This is a genomic window from Cellulosilyticum sp., assembly GCF_982396655.1.
Genome location: NZ_CEVXFV010000020.1, coordinates 35,524 through 52,130, shown reverse-complemented (window position 1 = coordinate 52,130; position 16,607 = coordinate 35,524). Strand labels below are relative to the sequence as shown.

General features: G+C 34.0%; 16 protein-coding genes, 1 pseudogene, 1 riboswitch and 1 other annotated feature. Of the genes and pseudogenes, 9 read left to right on the top strand and 8 right to left on the bottom strand.

Annotated elements, in window-relative coordinates:
* Positions 1–66 precede the first annotated feature (66 nt).
* On the bottom strand, positions 67–1,983 hold the full coding sequence (locus tag AC1VAQ_RS10395; protein WP_302598755.1) for a pectate lyase family protein: 1,917 nt from the start codon (positions 1,981–1,983) through the stop codon (positions 67–69).
* A gap of 232 nt (positions 1,984–2,215) precedes the next feature.
* On the opposite strand from AC1VAQ_RS10395, the gene uppS reads away from it, so the two are divergent.
* The 7 genes and pseudogenes from uppS to AC1VAQ_RS10360 all read left to right on the top strand — a co-directional run bounded on the left by uppS (position 2,216) and on the right by AC1VAQ_RS10360 (position 7,571).
* The gene (gene uppS / locus AC1VAQ_RS10390; RefSeq protein ID WP_302598756.1) at positions 2,216–2,860 is read left to right on the top strand and encodes a polyprenyl diphosphate synthase; all 645 of its coding nucleotides are present in this window, start codon (positions 2,216–2,218) and stop codon (positions 2,858–2,860) included.
* A 114-nt stretch (positions 2,861–2,974) separates the two neighbouring features.
* Positions 2,975–3,078: riboswitch (NiCo riboswitch) on the top strand.
* Positions 3,079–3,181: 103 nt separating this feature from the next.
* A pseudogene (locus AC1VAQ_RS10385) lies at positions 3,182–3,903 on the top strand (cation diffusion facilitator family transporter).
* A 15-nt stretch (positions 3,904–3,918) separates the two neighbouring features.
* Entirely contained in the window at positions 3,919–4,077 is a 159-nt protein-coding gene (locus AC1VAQ_RS10380; protein WP_479903878.1) for a cation transporter dimerization domain-containing protein, read from the top strand.
* A 245-nt stretch (positions 4,078–4,322) separates the two neighbouring features.
* The gene (gene sdaAB / locus AC1VAQ_RS10375; RefSeq protein WP_302599952.1) at positions 4,323–5,015 is read left to right on the top strand and encodes an L-serine ammonia-lyase, iron-sulfur-dependent subunit beta; all 693 of its coding nucleotides are present in this window, start codon (positions 4,323–4,325) and stop codon (positions 5,013–5,015) included.
* On the top strand, positions 5,002–5,883 hold the full coding sequence (sdaAA, locus tag AC1VAQ_RS10370) for an L-serine ammonia-lyase, iron-sulfur-dependent, subunit alpha (RefSeq protein ID WP_302599953.1): 882 nt from the start codon (positions 5,002–5,004) through the stop codon (positions 5,881–5,883). Before sdaAB ends, sdaAA begins: the two co-directional genes overlap by 14 nt.
* Positions 5,884–5,942: 59 nt before the next feature.
* Entirely contained in the window at positions 5,943–6,956 is a 1,014-nt protein-coding gene (locus AC1VAQ_RS10365) for a PTS sugar transporter subunit IIC (RefSeq protein ID WP_302599955.1), read from the top strand.
* Positions 6,957–7,121: 165 nt separating this feature from the next.
* Positions 7,122–7,571, top strand: coding sequence for a YaiI/YqxD family protein (locus AC1VAQ_RS10360; protein WP_302599956.1), 450 nt, complete (start codon positions 7,122–7,124; stop codon positions 7,569–7,571).
* Between the two features lie 45 nt (positions 7,572–7,616).
* Here the strand turns inward: AC1VAQ_RS10360 and AC1VAQ_RS10355 are convergent, their stop codons facing one another.
* Positions 7,617–9,338: a putative bifunctional diguanylate cyclase/phosphodiesterase gene (locus AC1VAQ_RS10355; protein ID WP_302599957.1), complete on the bottom strand. Its 1,722-nt coding sequence runs from the start codon at positions 9,336–9,338 to the stop codon at positions 7,617–7,619.
* A gap of 151 nt (positions 9,339–9,489) precedes the next feature.
* Here AC1VAQ_RS10355 and AC1VAQ_RS10350 point away from each other — a divergent pair, with 151 nt between their 5' ends.
* A complete protein-coding gene (locus tag AC1VAQ_RS10350; protein WP_479903873.1) occupies positions 9,490–10,320 on the top strand; it encodes a CvfB family protein in 831 nt (276 codons plus the stop codon).
* A 199-nt stretch (positions 10,321–10,519) separates the two neighbouring features.
* On the opposite strand, the gene tyrS is transcribed toward AC1VAQ_RS10350, so the two are convergent.
* Positions 10,520–11,746 carry a tyrosine--tRNA ligase gene (tyrS, locus tag AC1VAQ_RS10345; protein ID WP_302599960.1) on the bottom strand — a complete coding sequence of 409 codons (1,227 nt, stop codon included), beginning with the start codon at positions 11,744–11,746 and terminating at the stop codon, positions 10,520–10,522.
* A gap of 62 nt (positions 11,747–11,808) precedes the next feature.
* Positions 11,809–12,002 (bottom strand) — a binding site (T-box leader).
* A 164-nt stretch (positions 12,003–12,166) separates the two neighbouring features.
* Between tyrS and AC1VAQ_RS10340 the strand changes: the two genes are divergently transcribed.
* Positions 12,167–14,164, top strand: coding sequence for a glycogen debranching protein (locus AC1VAQ_RS10340; RefSeq protein ID WP_302599961.1), 1,998 nt, complete (start codon positions 12,167–12,169; stop codon positions 14,162–14,164).
* On the opposite strand, the gene AC1VAQ_RS10335 is transcribed toward AC1VAQ_RS10340, so the two are convergent.
* The 5 genes from AC1VAQ_RS10335 to AC1VAQ_RS10315 all read right to left on the bottom strand — a co-directional run bounded on the left by AC1VAQ_RS10335 (position 14,154) and on the right by AC1VAQ_RS10315 (position 16,431).
* A complete protein-coding gene (locus AC1VAQ_RS10335; protein ID WP_302599962.1) occupies positions 14,154–14,381 on the bottom strand; it encodes an IS3 family transposase in 228 nt (75 codons plus the stop codon). The genes AC1VAQ_RS10340 and AC1VAQ_RS10335 overlap by 11 nt on opposite strands.
* A 23-nt stretch (positions 14,382–14,404) precedes the next feature.
* The gene (locus AC1VAQ_RS10330; RefSeq protein ID WP_479903872.1) at positions 14,405–14,788 is read right to left on the bottom strand and encodes a hypothetical protein; all 384 of its coding nucleotides are present in this window, start codon (positions 14,786–14,788) and stop codon (positions 14,405–14,407) included.
* A gap of 264 nt (positions 14,789–15,052) precedes the next feature.
* A complete protein-coding gene (locus AC1VAQ_RS10325) occupies positions 15,053–15,472 on the bottom strand; it encodes an HTH domain-containing protein (protein ID WP_303244356.1) in 420 nt (139 codons plus the stop codon).
* Positions 15,473–15,634: 162 nt separating this feature from the next.
* Positions 15,635–16,048 (bottom strand): hypothetical protein, encoded by a 414-nt coding sequence (locus tag AC1VAQ_RS10320; protein ID WP_302599965.1) that lies wholly within the window; start codon positions 16,046–16,048, stop codon positions 15,635–15,637.
* Between the two features lie 161 nt (positions 16,049–16,209).
* On the bottom strand, positions 16,210–16,431 hold the full coding sequence (locus AC1VAQ_RS10315) for a DUF378 domain-containing protein (RefSeq protein WP_302599466.1): 222 nt from the start codon (positions 16,429–16,431) through the stop codon (positions 16,210–16,212).
* Positions 16,432–16,607: the final 176 nt, after the last annotated feature.

Sequence of the window (16,607 nt, the reverse complement as noted above, 5' to 3'; positions counted from 1 at the left end):
ATAGAATAATGAAAATCGGCATCTTTAGTTTAGAAATGCCGATTTTCAAATATGTGATTTAGAATATTATTCGAATACCAATTTACTTAATAATGAATTGCTTCCAGATTCGGCACCTTGGATAGTATAAGTACCGGCTGTAAGTGTCATAGATTGGATACCAGTAGCAATTGTGGCAGATGTAGAAGTTTTATTATTATAAGTAATACTTCCATTAGCTGTTGTAAGTTTAAGATTTGCTTTTTCTGCAGTTGTTTGTAGTGTGCAGCTTGAACTAATTTTAAAAGTAATTTGATTAGAACTTCTAAGTTTAACATTATCTGATTCTACACTTCTAACATTAAATTGCATATTAGAAACTGTACAAATTTTAGAAGGAATAGTCTTGTTATTTAAAGGATAAGTTCCCATTTTGACACTATTAAGTGCAGACGAGTCATTATTATTATCAGAGCCAGTATTGTCACTAGAATTATTATCATTAGAGCCAGTATTGCCATCAGAATTGTTATCACCAGGTGTAATAATTGAATCTACAACCTTACCTTTCATGCGCCCAGCATATTTCAGTACAAGTTGTTTTGCTTCATCTGCAGTATGTAAAATATAGTTATTTTTATAGAATTTAGAAGCATTTGTGTCGAAGTTGTTATAAGTTGAACCTCCTTTGTTAGCAGAGAATTTGATAATTTCATCCCTAGAAGAAGCTTCATAATAATCAACACCAGGTTTGTAATTTGTACAGTTAACGATTTTATTACCATAAGCTTTAATTGTACCACCATTTTCACTGGAGAAGGTTGTACCACCATTACCTTGCATTGAAATAACCATTGGACGATTAGTGTTTTCAAAGTAATTATTTTCGGAGAAGATATTGGAATTCACAGAAGCACCAATACCATAAGTTGAAATACCATTATAGTAATTATTGTACATATGGATGTCGAAGTAACGTACACGAGGTGTTCTTGAACCTGTTTGATCAAAATAATTATGGTGGAATGTTAGACGATAGGTCTTATTTTCCTTTAAACCACAAAGCGAGGTTTTTTTTGCACCTTGGTAGTGATTATAGGAAACAGTTACATAGTCAGTATATTTAAAGTCTGTACCACCATCACCATGGGCCTTATCAGATTCACGAGGATTATCTTGATGACCGATACGAATATTATTGTTATGAATCCATACTCTTGAAGAATCTGCTTCAAAACCGATGGCATCTTCAGGATACCAATAAAAATCTAAGTTTCTGATTTCAATATTGCTACACTTTTGGAACCATAACCCCCATGCTGCAATATTGGCGTCAGGCCCAATACCTTCTAAAGTGACATTAGTTGCCGCTTTGATTTTGAGCATATTATCTGGATAAGCAGTTGCACCTTTAGGAACACTTACAGAACCAATGAAACGTACAATCAAAGGTGTTGTATCATTTTTTCTAGCAGCTTCAGAAAAAATATTAGCAATACCAGTATAACCATTTAGTTTAACTGTATCTTTAGTTTGTTCTGTAACATAAATAATATTGGCATTACTAGGTACGCTACCATCAGCATTATAGCCACCTGTAGTTTTACCATTAAAGAAAGCGTACCCTGAGCGGTCATGTGCAGCAGGTGTTACAGTGAAGCTTGCTGCAGCGCTTGTTACTTCTTTATTAGAGACAACAGGTACAATTTTAATCGTATAATTGGTATTTCCTTTAAGACCTGGAATATCTACACGTGTTCCCCTTACAAGTTCAGCATCAACTTTTGTATAAGTGTTTGATGAACTTAATTTGTAGTAGACATTATAGCTAGAAGCACCATTATATTTAGACCACTGAGCATAAGCAGTTTCAAACCATGCTCCACTATCTGTAAGTGTAAGTCTAGAAGTTGCCGAAAGAGGCGTAGGGATTAAACTAAATATCCCTAAGATCATAGCTAAGCAAATTATGTAGCTTAGACAGCGTTTAAGATGTTTTAACATGATGTAAAATCTCCTTAGTTGAAATAAAAAATTAAGAATATATTAATAAATATTAAGCTAAGATGACATAAATATTAATATATTTATTCATTATAGTATATTTTTCTTAGAATGTAAAATTAAATTTTTGAATTATGATATTAATACAAAAACAAGAAAGATTGGATAAACTTAGCAGGATGTTTAAGAAGAATTATTATTGCTCATAATACTGCAGTAGGAGAGTGATAATATGAGAGTTCCTAGGCATGTGGCCATTATTCCAGATGGTAATAGACGTTGGGCAAAAGAACAAGGCTATGAGAAACACGCGGGTTATAATCATGGATTAAATCCTGGTGTAGAAGTACTACGTCTTGCAAAAAGTTATGGCATTTCAGAAATAACATATTATGGATTTACAATGGACAACTGCAAAAGGCCTAAAGAACAGGTTATAAGTTTTACTAAAGCTTGTGTAGAGGCTGTAAAAATGATTCAAAAGGAAAACGTAGGTTTATTAGTTGTAGGAAATACAAAATCTCCAATGTTCCCTGAAGAATTAATACCTTATACAAAAGAAAGGACATCTTTAGGTGAAGAGCAGATAAGAGTTAATTTTTTGGTAAATTATGGGTGGGAATGGGATTTAAGTGGTATATTAGAAACAAATCAAGAGAATAAAGATATTCATCAAATGATTCATTCGCATGATATTTCTAGGATAGATCTTGTGGTAAGATGGGGAGGGCACACACGACTTTCGGGACTTTTGCCTGTGCAAGCTGTTTATGCAGATTTTTATACGATTGATAAGATGTGGCCAGAATTTGAAAAAAGTCAGTTTGAGGCAGCTCTTAAATGGTATAGGCATCAAGATGTTACATTAGGTGGATGAGAATATATTTTAAAATACTAAGGTACAATTAAAAACTTTGCGTATTTATATTATTTGTTAAAGTGATTTTATATAGTATAATATAAAATTACTCTTTGCACTGCATATAAATCTACAGTACAAGCTGAGCAGGCGATGGATTGAAAGTCAATTTTAATTCATGGGGTTGAGCCGCAATATGTGGCAGAGATGAAAATTAGGACATCTGTGGGACAGTAGTTTACTTTATTGTCTCATAGGTGTTTTTTTATACCTATTAAAGAGACTTTGTAAGTGCCATAGAGCTATCTACGCAAATTTATTTTATGGAGGTAACTTAGTATGGAAGAAACAAATCAAAAAGGACGACCAAAAGTGTCGACAACCTCAGAAGGCAAAAGGATTGTTATGAGGGTCTCAGCAGCGGGTATTATTGTTAAACTTATTTTATCTTTGTTTAAGTTATTAGCAGGTATAGTAGCTAAATCGGGTGCTATGCTTTCAGATGCAGTTCATTCAGCTTCAGATATATTTAGTACATTGATTGTAATTGTGGGTGTAAATATTGCAGCTAAAAAGTTAGATGAAGAGCATCAATATGGGCATGAGCGTACAGAATATGTAGCATTAATTATTCTGGCAGTGGTATTATGTGTTACTGGTATTGGAATAGCTATTGGAGATGTAGAAAAGATTATAGGCGGACAATACGGTAAGTTTGAGATACCAGGAAATTTGGCATTGATTGCTGCAATTGTATCTATTGTAGTAAAAGAATGGATGTATTGGTTACAAGAACAGTTGCTAAAAAGATTAATTCTAGGGCACTTATGGCGGATGCTTGGCACCATCGTTCAGATGCCTTATCGTCGATTAGTGCATTTGTTGGTATATTAGAAGCACGTATGGGATTTTTGATATTAGAGCCTATAGCTAGCGTGGTAATCTGTATGTTTATTGGAACGGCAGCTTTTGATATTTTTAAAGATGCTATCAATAAGTTGGTCGATAGATTTTGTGATAAAACAGTTGTTGAGCAAATGAAAATAATTATTAAGGCATAAGAAGGAGTCGACCCAATTAAATCGTGGTTAGTTGGTGGTAAAATACATGTTGGTATTGAAATTACTGCAGAGGGTAGTCAAAGTTTAGATGAAGCGCATAAGATTGCAGAAGCAGTTCATGATGCGATTGAATTAATACAATGTTATAAAGTTAACAATGTATACAGAGTTTGAAGATTCATATATATTTAATAATCTGTTTTTTTAAAAATTTCCGCATCTTTTTTATGTGTAATATGCACAATAAAAATTAAAAAAGCATGATGAGAAATACATTTTTTTGAAAAAAAGCTGTACAAATGGTAAAACATGAGATATAATCAAGTTGTGAAAAGGTTGACATAAAAATTATAAAAAGAAGTACGGGTAGTATCATACTATAAGTGCTTATAATATTTTCTTTGAAAGGGGATTTACAAATGGCTAATGTTGGCGTATTTGATGTTTTAGGACCTATTATGATTGGGCCATCTTCCTCTCATACAGCAGGAGCAGCAAGATTAGGTAAAATGGCAAGAACTATTGTCGGTAGACAAATTAAAGAGGTTAACTTCTTATTACATGGTTCTTTTAGAGAAACTTATAGAGGGCATGGGACAGACCGTGCGTTAGTAGCGGGTATTTTAGGAATGAATCCAGATGATGTGAGACTTAGGGATGCATTAAGTATCGCAGAAAAAGAAGGCATTCAAATAGAATTTACACCAGCTGATTTAGGACAAGTTCACCCAAATACAGTTAAATTTTTAATTAAAGATGAAATGGATGTAGAGTGGGAAGTATTAGGTTCTTCGATTGGTGGAGGGCTTATTGAAATCAATGAAATCAATGGTAATCAAGTACAAATCACAGGTGAGTATGCAACACTTATTACTTGCCACGAAGATAGACCAGGAACTGTTGCAAAAGTTTCATCTTTATTCTATGAAGATAAAATCAACATTGCATTTATGAAACTTGTACGTAGTCAAAAAGGTCAAGGTGCTACAATGACAGTAGAAGTTGATGGGCATATCTCATCAAACATTATTGAAAATATTAGACAAATTGAAGGCGTTAAACGCGTTATTCTTATTAATCCATTAGGAGGGGCTCAAAATGAAGATTGCTAGATCAGCAGAAGAAATGGTTCAAATCTGTGCAGAACACAATATTACACTTAGTGAATATGCTATTCAAAGAGAAATGGAAGATAAGAATGTTTCAAGAGAAACCTTAATGGCACAAATGAAATTAACACTTGAAGCTATGCGTGAAGGGGCAACACTTGGGAGAGAAAAAGCAGTTTACTCTTTAAGTGGACTTATCGGTGGGGATGCTTTTAAGCTTCAAAACTACCTTTCTTCAGGTAAAAGCTTAATGGGTGATGGTATTATCAAAGCAATGGCAATGGCATTATCTTCATCAGAAGTAAATGGGGCAATGGGAAAAATTGTAGCATGTCCAACAGCTGGTTCATGCGGAATCTTGCCAGCCGTTATTTTAACAGCAGGTGAACAACTTAATAAAACAGATGATGAACTCATCATGGGACTTTTTGCAGCAGCAGCAATTGGTTTAATTATTGGTCAAAATGCTACTTTTGCAGGTGCAGAAGGTGGATGTCAGGCTGAATGTGGTTCGGCAGCAGCTATGGCAGCAGGTGCAGTTGTAGAATTAATGGGTGGCACACCACAAATGAGCTTCGAAGCAGGGGCTATTGTATTTAAAAATGTACTTGGTTTAGTATGTGACCCAGTAGCAGGACTTGTAGAAATTCCTTGTGCAAAGCGTAATGCGTCAGGTGCCGTAAGTGCATTAGCAACTGCTGATTTAGTTATGGCAGGTGTAGGATCACATATTCCTTTTGATGATGCGTTATCAGCAATGTATAAAGTAGGAAAAGGTTTACCAGAAGAATTACGTGAAACAGCTTTAGGTGGTGTGGCCATTACACCAACAGGTATCAAACTTAAGAATAAAGTATTTGGTAGTAATTAATAGAACTATAGTATATAGATAAAAAAACACAACTTAGACAGCATAGTGGAGGCATAAAAATGGATATTTTAGTTGGAACAGCATTGTTGCTTGTAGTATTAGGGTTATTTACATTATTTAGTTATAAAGCGCCGAATGGGATGAAGGCCATGGGGGCTTTAGCAAATGCAGCTTGTGCAAGCTTCTTAGTAGAGGCATTTCATTCAGCATTCTTTGGTGGTGTATTAAATCTTGGTTTCTTACAAAGTGTAGGAGATGCTAATGGTAGCTTAGGTGGTGTGGCAGCAGCTATCTTAGTACCACTTGCACTTGGTGTATCACCAGTATATGCAGTATTAACTGGTCTTGCAGTTTCTGGTTTTGGTATTTTACCAGGCTTTATTGCAGGTTATTTAATTTCTTACGTTGTTAAATTCCTTGAGAAAAAAATTCCAGCAGGTCTTGATCTTATCGTAATTATCTTAGTGGCAGCACCACTTGCACGTTTAATTGCACAAGGCATGACACCAGTTGTAAACGCAACATTATTAAACATCGGGCAAGTACTAATTTCTTCAGCAGAAGCAAGTCCAATTGTAATGGGAATTATTTTGGGTGGTATTATGACTGTAGTAGCAACAGCACCACTTAGTTCAATGGCTTTAACAGCAATGCTTGGGTTAACAGGTGTACCAATGGCAATCGGTGCCCTTGCAGTATTTGGTTCTTCATTTATGAACTTTGTATTCTTCCACAAAATGAAATTTGGTTCTAAAAAAGATACAATTGCCGTAGCAATCGAACCTTTAACACAGGCAGACTTAATTAGTGCAAATCCAATTCCGGTTTATGTAACTAACTTCATTGGTGGTGCATTAAGTGGTATTATCATCGCGCTTATGGGTCTTACAAATATGACACCAGGTACAGCAACACCTATTGCAGGTTTTGCAGTAATGTTTGCTTACAACCCACCAATGCAAGTACTTATTGCAGCAGCAGGTTGTATTGCAGTAAGTGTATTTGCAGGTTTCTTAGGATACTTCATCTTTAAAAACTTTAAAATTCGTACAGCTGATGAAATCAGAGGATAGTTGTAAAATTTAAATCATATAAGGTGTTATTAGACTAAATGAGAGGAGTTAGTCTAGTGACACCTTTCTTGTTGTATAAAATATATTAATCTATTACAATATAAAAAATAAGTAATATAAACAAGTATGTTATATAAGCAGAATGAGAATATGGAGTGTAATGAAATGTTTAGAATTTTAGTAGATGCAGATGGATGTCCTGTTTCAAATATTGTGGGAAAAGTAGCTGAAGAGATAGGGATAGAAGTAGTGTTTTATTGTGATATGAACCATGAAATGCATGTGAGCTACGGACAGGTGATTCGAATTACACCAGGAGTGGATGCAGTAGATTTTGCAATAATTAGTGCATTAAAACAAGGTGATATTATTATTACACAGGATTATGGTGTAGCAGCTATGGCATTAGGGAAGAAGGCAAGAGCACTTCATCAAAATGGCAAAGAATATACAAGGGATAATATTGATCAAATGTTATTTGAAAGGCACTTACGTAAGAAAGCTAGAAGAAGCGGTAAACGCATAAGTGGAAAAGAACCTCACAAGCGCACACCTGAAATGGATAGACAGTTTGAAGATAAATTGAGAGGTGTTATTGCACAATTACTAGGATAATAATAAAAAGAAGGTATCACTCAATTTTGTGATACCTTCTTTTTATTATTTAAGTTGTTGTAAAAGTTCAGTGATTTGGTCAAGTGGTAGAGGACGTCCCCATAAATAACCTTGAATGTAGTCACAACCGTGTGATTTAAGGAGGTTAAGTTGCTCGTCATCTTCAATACCTTCGGCTACAACTTTATAATCTAGCCTTTGTGCAATAGAGATAATGGCTTCTACAAGATGTTCTTGCTTTTTCGAATCTACAATTGGATCTACGAAAGATTTATCGATTTTTATAATATCCAGTGGGAGTTCTTGCAAGTAACTTAAGGAAGCATAATTTGTACCAAAGTCATCTAAGGCAATATGAATGCCCATTTGTTTAAGCTGATTAAGTAAGCTAATAATATGTTCTTTAGAAGAAATGAAAATTGATTCAGTGATTTCAATTTCTAAGCAGTGTGGTGGAAATTGTGTTTCCTCTAAAACTGTCTCAAACATTTTTATAAAGTTAGGATCAATCATTTGATTAACTGAAATATTAATGGAGAGTACAGCACTAAAATGATATGTGTCCATTAATTGTTTAAAAGTTGTACATGCAGTACGTAGTACCCATTCACCGATAGGAACAATAAGTCCTGTATCTTCAGCAATAGGAATGAATTCTGCAGGTGATATAAAACCTAGCTCAGGTGAATGCCAACGAATAAGTGTTTCGAAACCACGAAGCTGTTTATGACCACTTGTATATTGTGGTTGATACACAAGAGAAAGTTCATTATTTTTAGTAGCATTCTTGAGATGATTTTCTAGTGTGATTTTGTGTATAAGTTCATCATGCATTTTTTGGTTAAAGCACTGTACTTGATTTTTACCAGCTGATTTAGCGACATACATAGCTGTATCAGCATATTTAAGAAGCTGATCCGCTGATTTGGCATCTTTAGGATATAAAGAGATTCCAAAGCTAGCTGAAACAAAAAATGGATTATTATAGGTATTCATTTCTTCTATAACAGTATCTTTTAATGCTTCAACATAATTTAAAAGTTCACGTTCGTCTTGTTTGCTTCTGACAATAAGTGCAAATTCATCACCACCTAAACGACCTAATAAGTCATCAGGGTGAATTGAATTTTTCAAGCATCCTGTAACTAACTTTAAGATTTCATCACCTTTTTGATGACCAGCTGCATCATTAATTTTTTTAAAGTTGTCAATGTCAATAAAAACAACAGCAAAATGGGCATGTTTTGTATCATCTAGGGTTGTCATAGTTTTAAGTGTATCTAGAACTTTTCGACGATTAGCAAGACCTGTTAAAGAATCATAAAAAGCCATTTTATGAAGCGCTTCTTTTTGCATGACTGTTTCTAGTACTTTGAGCTTAAATTGTTTGCCGTATTTATAAATAATACTCGTGCTTGTAAGTGTACCTACTAAGATAATAATACCTGTAAGCGAGTTTAACTTTCCCATAAAGATAATAGGAATTAAGTTATAAAGACTAGCACCAATGCATAGTGTCACACAGGTGATATAACCAAGTTTATCAAAAAGAACAACTAAACCTACTAAAGTAACAACTTGAAGCTGGGCAATGATACCACATAAGGCAGATCGGTTATAGACAATCCAACCTAAGTCTACATTGGCTGCATCTGTTTGATTGAGCTTAATAAGCAAGCTGTTAAAAAATAAAAATAGAATGATACCTATAATAATACCTAGTGTTTTAAAAATAGGCTTTTGTAAAAAATGTTTTTTCTCTTTCATATTAAATCCTTTCAAAACGCAATATATTATATACATCGACATAAATCTTAGAAACTATAACACTTTATGGAAAAAATAAAGGATGCTAGGCGAATAAGAAAAAGTAAGGTATAATGGCTTAGACAATGTAGAGATGAAGGAGACAGAGATGATGGAAGTTGGTAAAATTCAAAGGTTACAAGTTAAGCGATGTACGCCAGACGGTATTTATTTAAATAGTCCAAATGAAGTAACTGAAGCGGATATCTTACTTTATGAGAAAGATGAAAAGTTAAGAGAAGGAGACATTGTTGAAGTGTTTGTATATCGCAATTCAGAAGATCAGAAGGTAGCAACATTTAGAAAACCTAAGTTGCAAATAGGTGAAGTAGCTTCTTTAAAGGTAATAAGTGTTAATCATATTGGTGCCTTTTTAGATTGGGGATTGGAAAGAGATTTATTTTTGCCGTTTAAGCAGCAGATAGGGAGAATTAAAAAGGACGAAACACATTTCGTAACAATGTATGTTGACAAAAGCGATAGGCTTTGTGCGACTATGAAAATATATGAAGCCTTAAGTTGTCATACGCCATATAAAGCTAATGATGAGGTAATGGGAACAATTTATAGTATTAAGGAAGCTTTTGGTGCTTTTGTTGCAGTGGATAATCGTTATCATGGACTAATTCCTACGAAAGAACTTTATGGCAAACATTATGAAGGTGAAGTATTACAGCTTCGTGTGAAGGAAGTAAAGGCAGATGGTAAATTAGAACTAAGTTTGAGAAAACCTGCTCATTTCCAAATGGAAGATGATGTGAGGTTTTTAATGGAAGAACTTGAAAAACATGATGGTAAACTCATGGTACATGACAAAAGCTCACCAGAAGAAATCAAAGTTCTTCTACACATGAGTAAAGCAGCATTTAAACGTGCAGCAGGTAGGCTCATGAAAGAAGGTGTTATTGAAATGAAGGGTGATGGAATTTATCGCACTTGGTAAAACATGAAAGTGGGGAATTGTACTGGTGAAGGTTTCCGGTATAATATCCCACTTTCATATTACATAGAATGTAGAAAGTAATATCTTGGCAAGTGCTTTCTATATTCTTATGAGGGTGATGAGGTAAGAGTAATAAAAATATTAAAAATACTTATCCAAAGCTGAGGAATCAACCTCAGCTTTGGATAAGTATTTTAGATTAGGCAAGGATTACTTTGTGGAATACTTTTTTACCTTTTTGAATCATGAGTTCACCGTCTTTAAACATATCAGCTGTGATGAGGGTAGCTGGATCTGTAATAGGTGTACCTTCTACTTTAATACCATTTTGTGTAACAAGGCGGCGGCCTTCTGAACGAGATGGTACAAGTTTTGTATTTTGAAGAAGCGTTAAGATATCTATACCTTCTGCAAAGTCAGCTTGTGCTATTTCAGTTGATGGAATTGAACCGCCGTGTGCACCACCCATGAAGAGAGCTTTAGCTGCAGTTTGTGCTTTAGTAGCTTCTTCTTCGCCATGAACGATTTTTGTAACTTCAAAGGCAAGTCTTTCTTTAGCAGCATTGATTGCTGCACCTTCAACATTTGTGAGTGCATTTACTTCATCCATTGGAATGAATGTAAGAAGTGATAAGCAGCGCTTAACGTCAGCATCTGCTACGTTACGCCAATATTGATAGAACTCATAAGGCGATGTTTTTTCAGGATCAAGCCATACAGCACCTTTTTCTGTTTTACCCATTTTTTTACCTTCACTGTTTGTAAGAAGAGAGAAGGTCATACCAAATGATTGTTCCCCATGAAGTCTTCTTACAAGTTCAACGCCTCCAAGAATATTAGACCATTGATCATTACCACCAAGTTCTAATTTACAGTTATAGCGTCTGTAAAGTTCTAAGAAGTCATAAGATTGCATAAGCATATAATTGAATTCTAAGAAAGATAAACCTTTTTCAAGACGTTGTTTGAAACATTCTGCTGTAAGCATACGATTAACTGAGAAGTGTACACCTACTTCTCTTAAGAATTCAATGTAATTTAAGTTACGAAGCCAATCTGCATTGTTTACCATAATGGCTTTGTCATTTTCAAAAGAGATGAAACGAGACATTTGTTTTTTGAAGCATTCTACGTTATGGTCAATGATTTCAGTTGTCATCATTTTACGCATATCTGTTTTACCAGTTGGATCACCAACCATAGCTGTACCACCACCAAAAAGTGCAATTGGACGGTGACCAGCTTGTTGCATATGACTCATAGCCATAACTGTTACAAAGTGACCTACATGTAAGCTATCAGCAGTAGGGTCAAAACCGATATAGAAAGTAACTTTTTCCTTTCCTAAAAGTTCACGAATTTCATTTTCATGTGTGGTTTGCTCAATAAAACCACGTTCTAATAAAACATCATATACGTTTCTCATTATGAAACCTCCTATATTTTTCTTTAGGTGAAATTTGCACATAAAAAAGGGTTAACTCAAGTCCTAAGGACGAGTTAACCCGTGGTACCACCTTAATTTACAAACCAAAAGGTTTGCCTCAATGCCGATAACGGGGCAAGCCGGACACGCAACTCCAAAGTTGTAATTCATAAAATAAATATATATGCGTTCACACCAACCACACACTCTCTGAAAAACTATTTATTTACTACTAAGCCTTTATCATCGTTTTTTGTGTTTATTTAGTTAGATTTTATATTAACATAAGCGTAGAATGATTTCAAGACCTAAGATAAAAAATCAGAAAACATCTAGAAAAAAGCCTTTTCATCATGTAAAATGTTAATGTGATAGAAAAAAGTGAAAATTTAGATAGATATTAATATGGGAGGCAACACAATGTATGAAATAAGTAAGGGGAGCCCTATACTAGGATGTACTGTGGATGGAATGGGTGCCAACTTTGGTATATTCTCTGATGTAGCTGCAAAAATGCAGTTAGAGATCTATACTAATGGGCCTCAGGGTTTATGCGTAAAAAAAGTCATATTAAATCGCGAAGAGCATGTGGAAAATCATATTTTTTATATAAAAGTAAGTGATGTCCAAGAAGGAATGGGGTATATTTGGCGTATAATTGATGAGTCCGGGCATGTCTCAAAAGCTTTGCTGGATCCTTATGCCTATGGTGCAAATAATATTACTAGTGAAGAACATGGTTACTATAATATTGTCATTGGTTATAAACCAAGTGAAAGTGCAAGACCATATATTCCGTGGAAGGATACAATTGTTTATGAAATGCATGTGGGACACTTTACAAGACATCAATCATCAGGTATTGCCGAAGAGGAAAAAGGCACATTTGTTGGGCTTATTAAAAAGTTACCTTACTTGAAATCATTAGGGATTACTACGCTAGAGTTACTACCGGTCTTTAAATGGTTTCCTTATACAATTAAAAACACGAATCCAAATACAGGAGAAAAATTAGAAGACCGATGGGGGTATAATACAATAGGATTTTTTGCAGTAGATGAAAGGTATAGCGTTGAAAAGGATGGCTATGCGGCCTATAAGGAATTTAAGGCGTTAGTAGAAGCAGCTCATGAAATGGATTTAGAGATTATATTAGATGTGGTTTATAACCATACAGGTGAAGGCGGAGAAAATGGTGAACCTTGTAGTTATAAACTTTTAAGTCCTCATACGTATTATAAATTTGATCATCAGGGTCATTTTCGAAATTGCTCGGGTACTGGAAATACTTTTTATACAAATCATCCTGTAGTTAAAAAGCTCATTTTAGATAGCTTGAAATATTGGGTTATTTGTATGGGAGTAGATGGTTTTAGATTTGATTTGGCATCAATCTTAGGGCAAGATTATGAAGGGAAATGGATGAAAGAGTCACTTTTACATGAAATTGCAGCAGACCCAATTTTATCAAATGTGAAACTGATAACAGAAAGTTGGGATGCCAAAGGAAGCTATGATGTAGGGCGTATGCCGTATCCTTTTAGGGAATGGAGTGATTACTTTAGAGATACAATGCGTAAGTTTATAAAGGGAGACCAAGGTATTGTAAAGTCTGTGGCGGACTGTATGTTAGGAAAAGAAATCTATTTTGCTGATCCGCAAAAAGGTGAGACACATACACTGCATTTTATTACAGCACATGATGGTTTTACTTTAAGAGATTTATGTAGTTATAACAATAAACACAATTTAGAAAATGGCGAAGGCAATCGGGATGGTAATAATGCCAATTATAGTTATAACTGGGGGGCTGAAGGTGCCACAACAGACCAAGGAATTTTAAGAAGACGCCTCGTAGCAACTAAAAATGCTATGTGTTTGTTGCTTATGGGAAAAGGTGTACCGATGCTTTTGATGGGCGATGAAATTGGTAGAAGTCAGGGTGGTAATAATAATGCTTTTTGCCAAAATCATGAAGGTATGTGGGTGGATTGGGACCAATTAATTTCTGAAGCAGAGCTTTATACGTTCACAAAAGGTCTTATTAAAGTAAGAAAACAACTGAAATATTTCATAACACAAGGAAAATATAAAGTGACGTGGCATGGTATTCATTATGGACAGCCAGATTGGTCGTATTACTCTAGAAGTATTGCATGGCATATTCAAGGAGAGGAATCTCTGTATGTAGTAGCTAATTTATATCATGAAAATTTAAGGTTTGAACTACCTCCAGGAGAAAATCACTGGGTAAGAATTGTGGATAGTCACCTACCATTAGGTGAAGATTTAAATGTAGAAGGTATCCCTGTAGTTGGCAGAGATTATGAGGTTGTAGGGTATAGTATATGCATTTTTAAAGAAGTAGTAGAAAGATCTATATCGTCTTTAGAAAGGAAAGTGTACCCTATAAAGTAGAGTACAAAAAAGTAGAAAGATGATTTCGATATTGTATCGGAGTCATCTTTTTTAATGTCCATTGTGGTCTTGTATTATTATAATGATAAATATATTGTTGTATCGCTCTGACTACTTCTTCATATGTTTCAAGCTTTTTAAATTCTATTTCATCTTTCATATGTCCAAAAAATGTTTCTATTGGTGCATTATCTACACATTTCCCTCTTCGTGACATTGAACCTATTAAACCTAATTCTTCTATTTTTGTTCTATAATAATTACTTGTATAATGAAACCCTTGATCGCTGTGTATAATCGCATTTTCATTAATTCTAAGGATTCTGAAATTGCATAAGCTGGAATCTCACGTGTTGCTTGGTCTTTTATAGCTGATAAATAAGCAGTTTTTCTACCATGTGCATATTTAATATAAGTAATATCAGTATGGAATACTTGAGATGGTATTTGGCTATCAAATACTGTGTTAACATGATTATTAAAGGTATTTTGAATACGGTCTTTTTCAAAGGTACCTCCATACTTTTTAGTCTTTCTGATTTTACATTTTAAGTTATACTTATTCATAAGTCGAATTACTTTTTTATGGTTCATAATGATATCATGCTGATATAAAAGTTCCATAATAATTGTTCTAAATCTAGCAGTTTCGTTTTTTCTCGAAAATTTCTTTGATTAATAGAAAATCTCTTAATTCATTTTTAAGTCGTATATCACGTAACTGAGCATTCTTTAGCCATTTATAATATCCAGACTCACTTACCTCAGCTAACATACAAAGATCTTTTATAGTTATTTTCTGGTTGACTCTTTTCAAACGATTACTATTGTTATATTTATTATAAAGTTGAAAGATAATGTTATATTTATGGCATGGTTTTAATAATACTACTTGTTCATCCTCCTTTCTAGTTCGTCTAACTTTTTTAGAAATTCATTTTCCATCTCTAAATATGCAATTTTAGCTTCAGCAAGTTTTAATTTCTCTTCTAATGATAATTCAGATGTAACTGGCCTACCTGAATTTGAAGTGCCACGTTTCTCCCCCATAAGGCCCCTTGAACCGTCTTTAAAATATGATATACGCCAACGTTCTAAACATCGTGCTGGATTCTTAGAACCTATGATACTAGGGTCAATGCCGGCATTCTTAAAGATCTCATGAGGAATTTTACCCTTAGCGTATTCATCGATAGCGAGTAATTTAAATGTTTCTGCATAAGTAATAGATTTATCTATTACCTTTTTAATATTTGGGTTTGTTGATAATAAATTTCTTTGTTCTCGTGTAAAGCGTATTCCTGCCATAAATAATGTACCTCCGTTATTAGTCTGATATATAGTAACATGAAAATCAAAAAAGGTAGAGACCTTTTTTTAGTCTCTACCTTTCGGGGTACACTTTCTTTTTATATGCGCAAGGAGATTGAAAGCCTTTACGCACAACATAGTATTATCTATGTTATTTATTTAGGCGATGAGGTAAGGTGCCATTTGACTAGGTAATTCATCATTACTACAAGAAGTTCCGATCACAAAATCAACATTAAACTCATGAGAAAGCACTTTTATTTGCTCAAATATTTTAGCTATCTCATCTAGACTAGAGTGGGTGATTTTAATAAGTTCATCAATAAAAACAACTTGAATATCATGGTTAGATGCTAAAAGGCCACATAAAAAACCAAAGAAATGTTGTTGTGACTTAAGATCAAAACTACATGTTTCTACCAAGCGAATATGATGAGAAAGTGCTAAACGATGATTGTTGCAGCTATCAATATAAACGGCATGCCCAGTTAAGCTATTTACGGTGGCATTAGCTTCTTCAATCATCAATTTTGTTTTTCCTTCTCCTGTTTGTCCTGTAATAATCTTTATCATAGCACATCACCTCTTAAAATTTTATTTTATTATTATATTTATTCAAGTAACGCTTGAAAATAACTTAATTTTTATGAAAAATTTATAAAAATTATAATTAAGAAGTGAGGGGTGATACTAAAAATAAAAAAACCACTTTTTAAAAAGTGGTTTTAATGTGATTAGTTATTAGAATAAGGTTGATCGTAAACACGTCCATAGAGTGTGAAGCAATAAATGCCAGCGATACCAATAACAGCATAAATTACACGACTAATCCATGAACTCATACCACCAAATAAGAAGGCGACGAGGTCAAATTGGAAAAATCCAACAAGCCCCCAGTTAATTGCTCCAATAATGATGAGTGTAATTGCGATATAATCCCAAGTTCTAGATTTCATAATCTAAGTAACCACCCTTTCTTTTATTATAGCGAAGCAAGATGATACCTTTATTATGTGTGGATTATTCTTTTTTATGCACGATAAAATCATAAAATTATAAGTATAAGCATTTAAGAAGTGAAAACATAATCTAAGGAAAAAATCATATACTAGAGTAAAAGTATTTAAGTGAG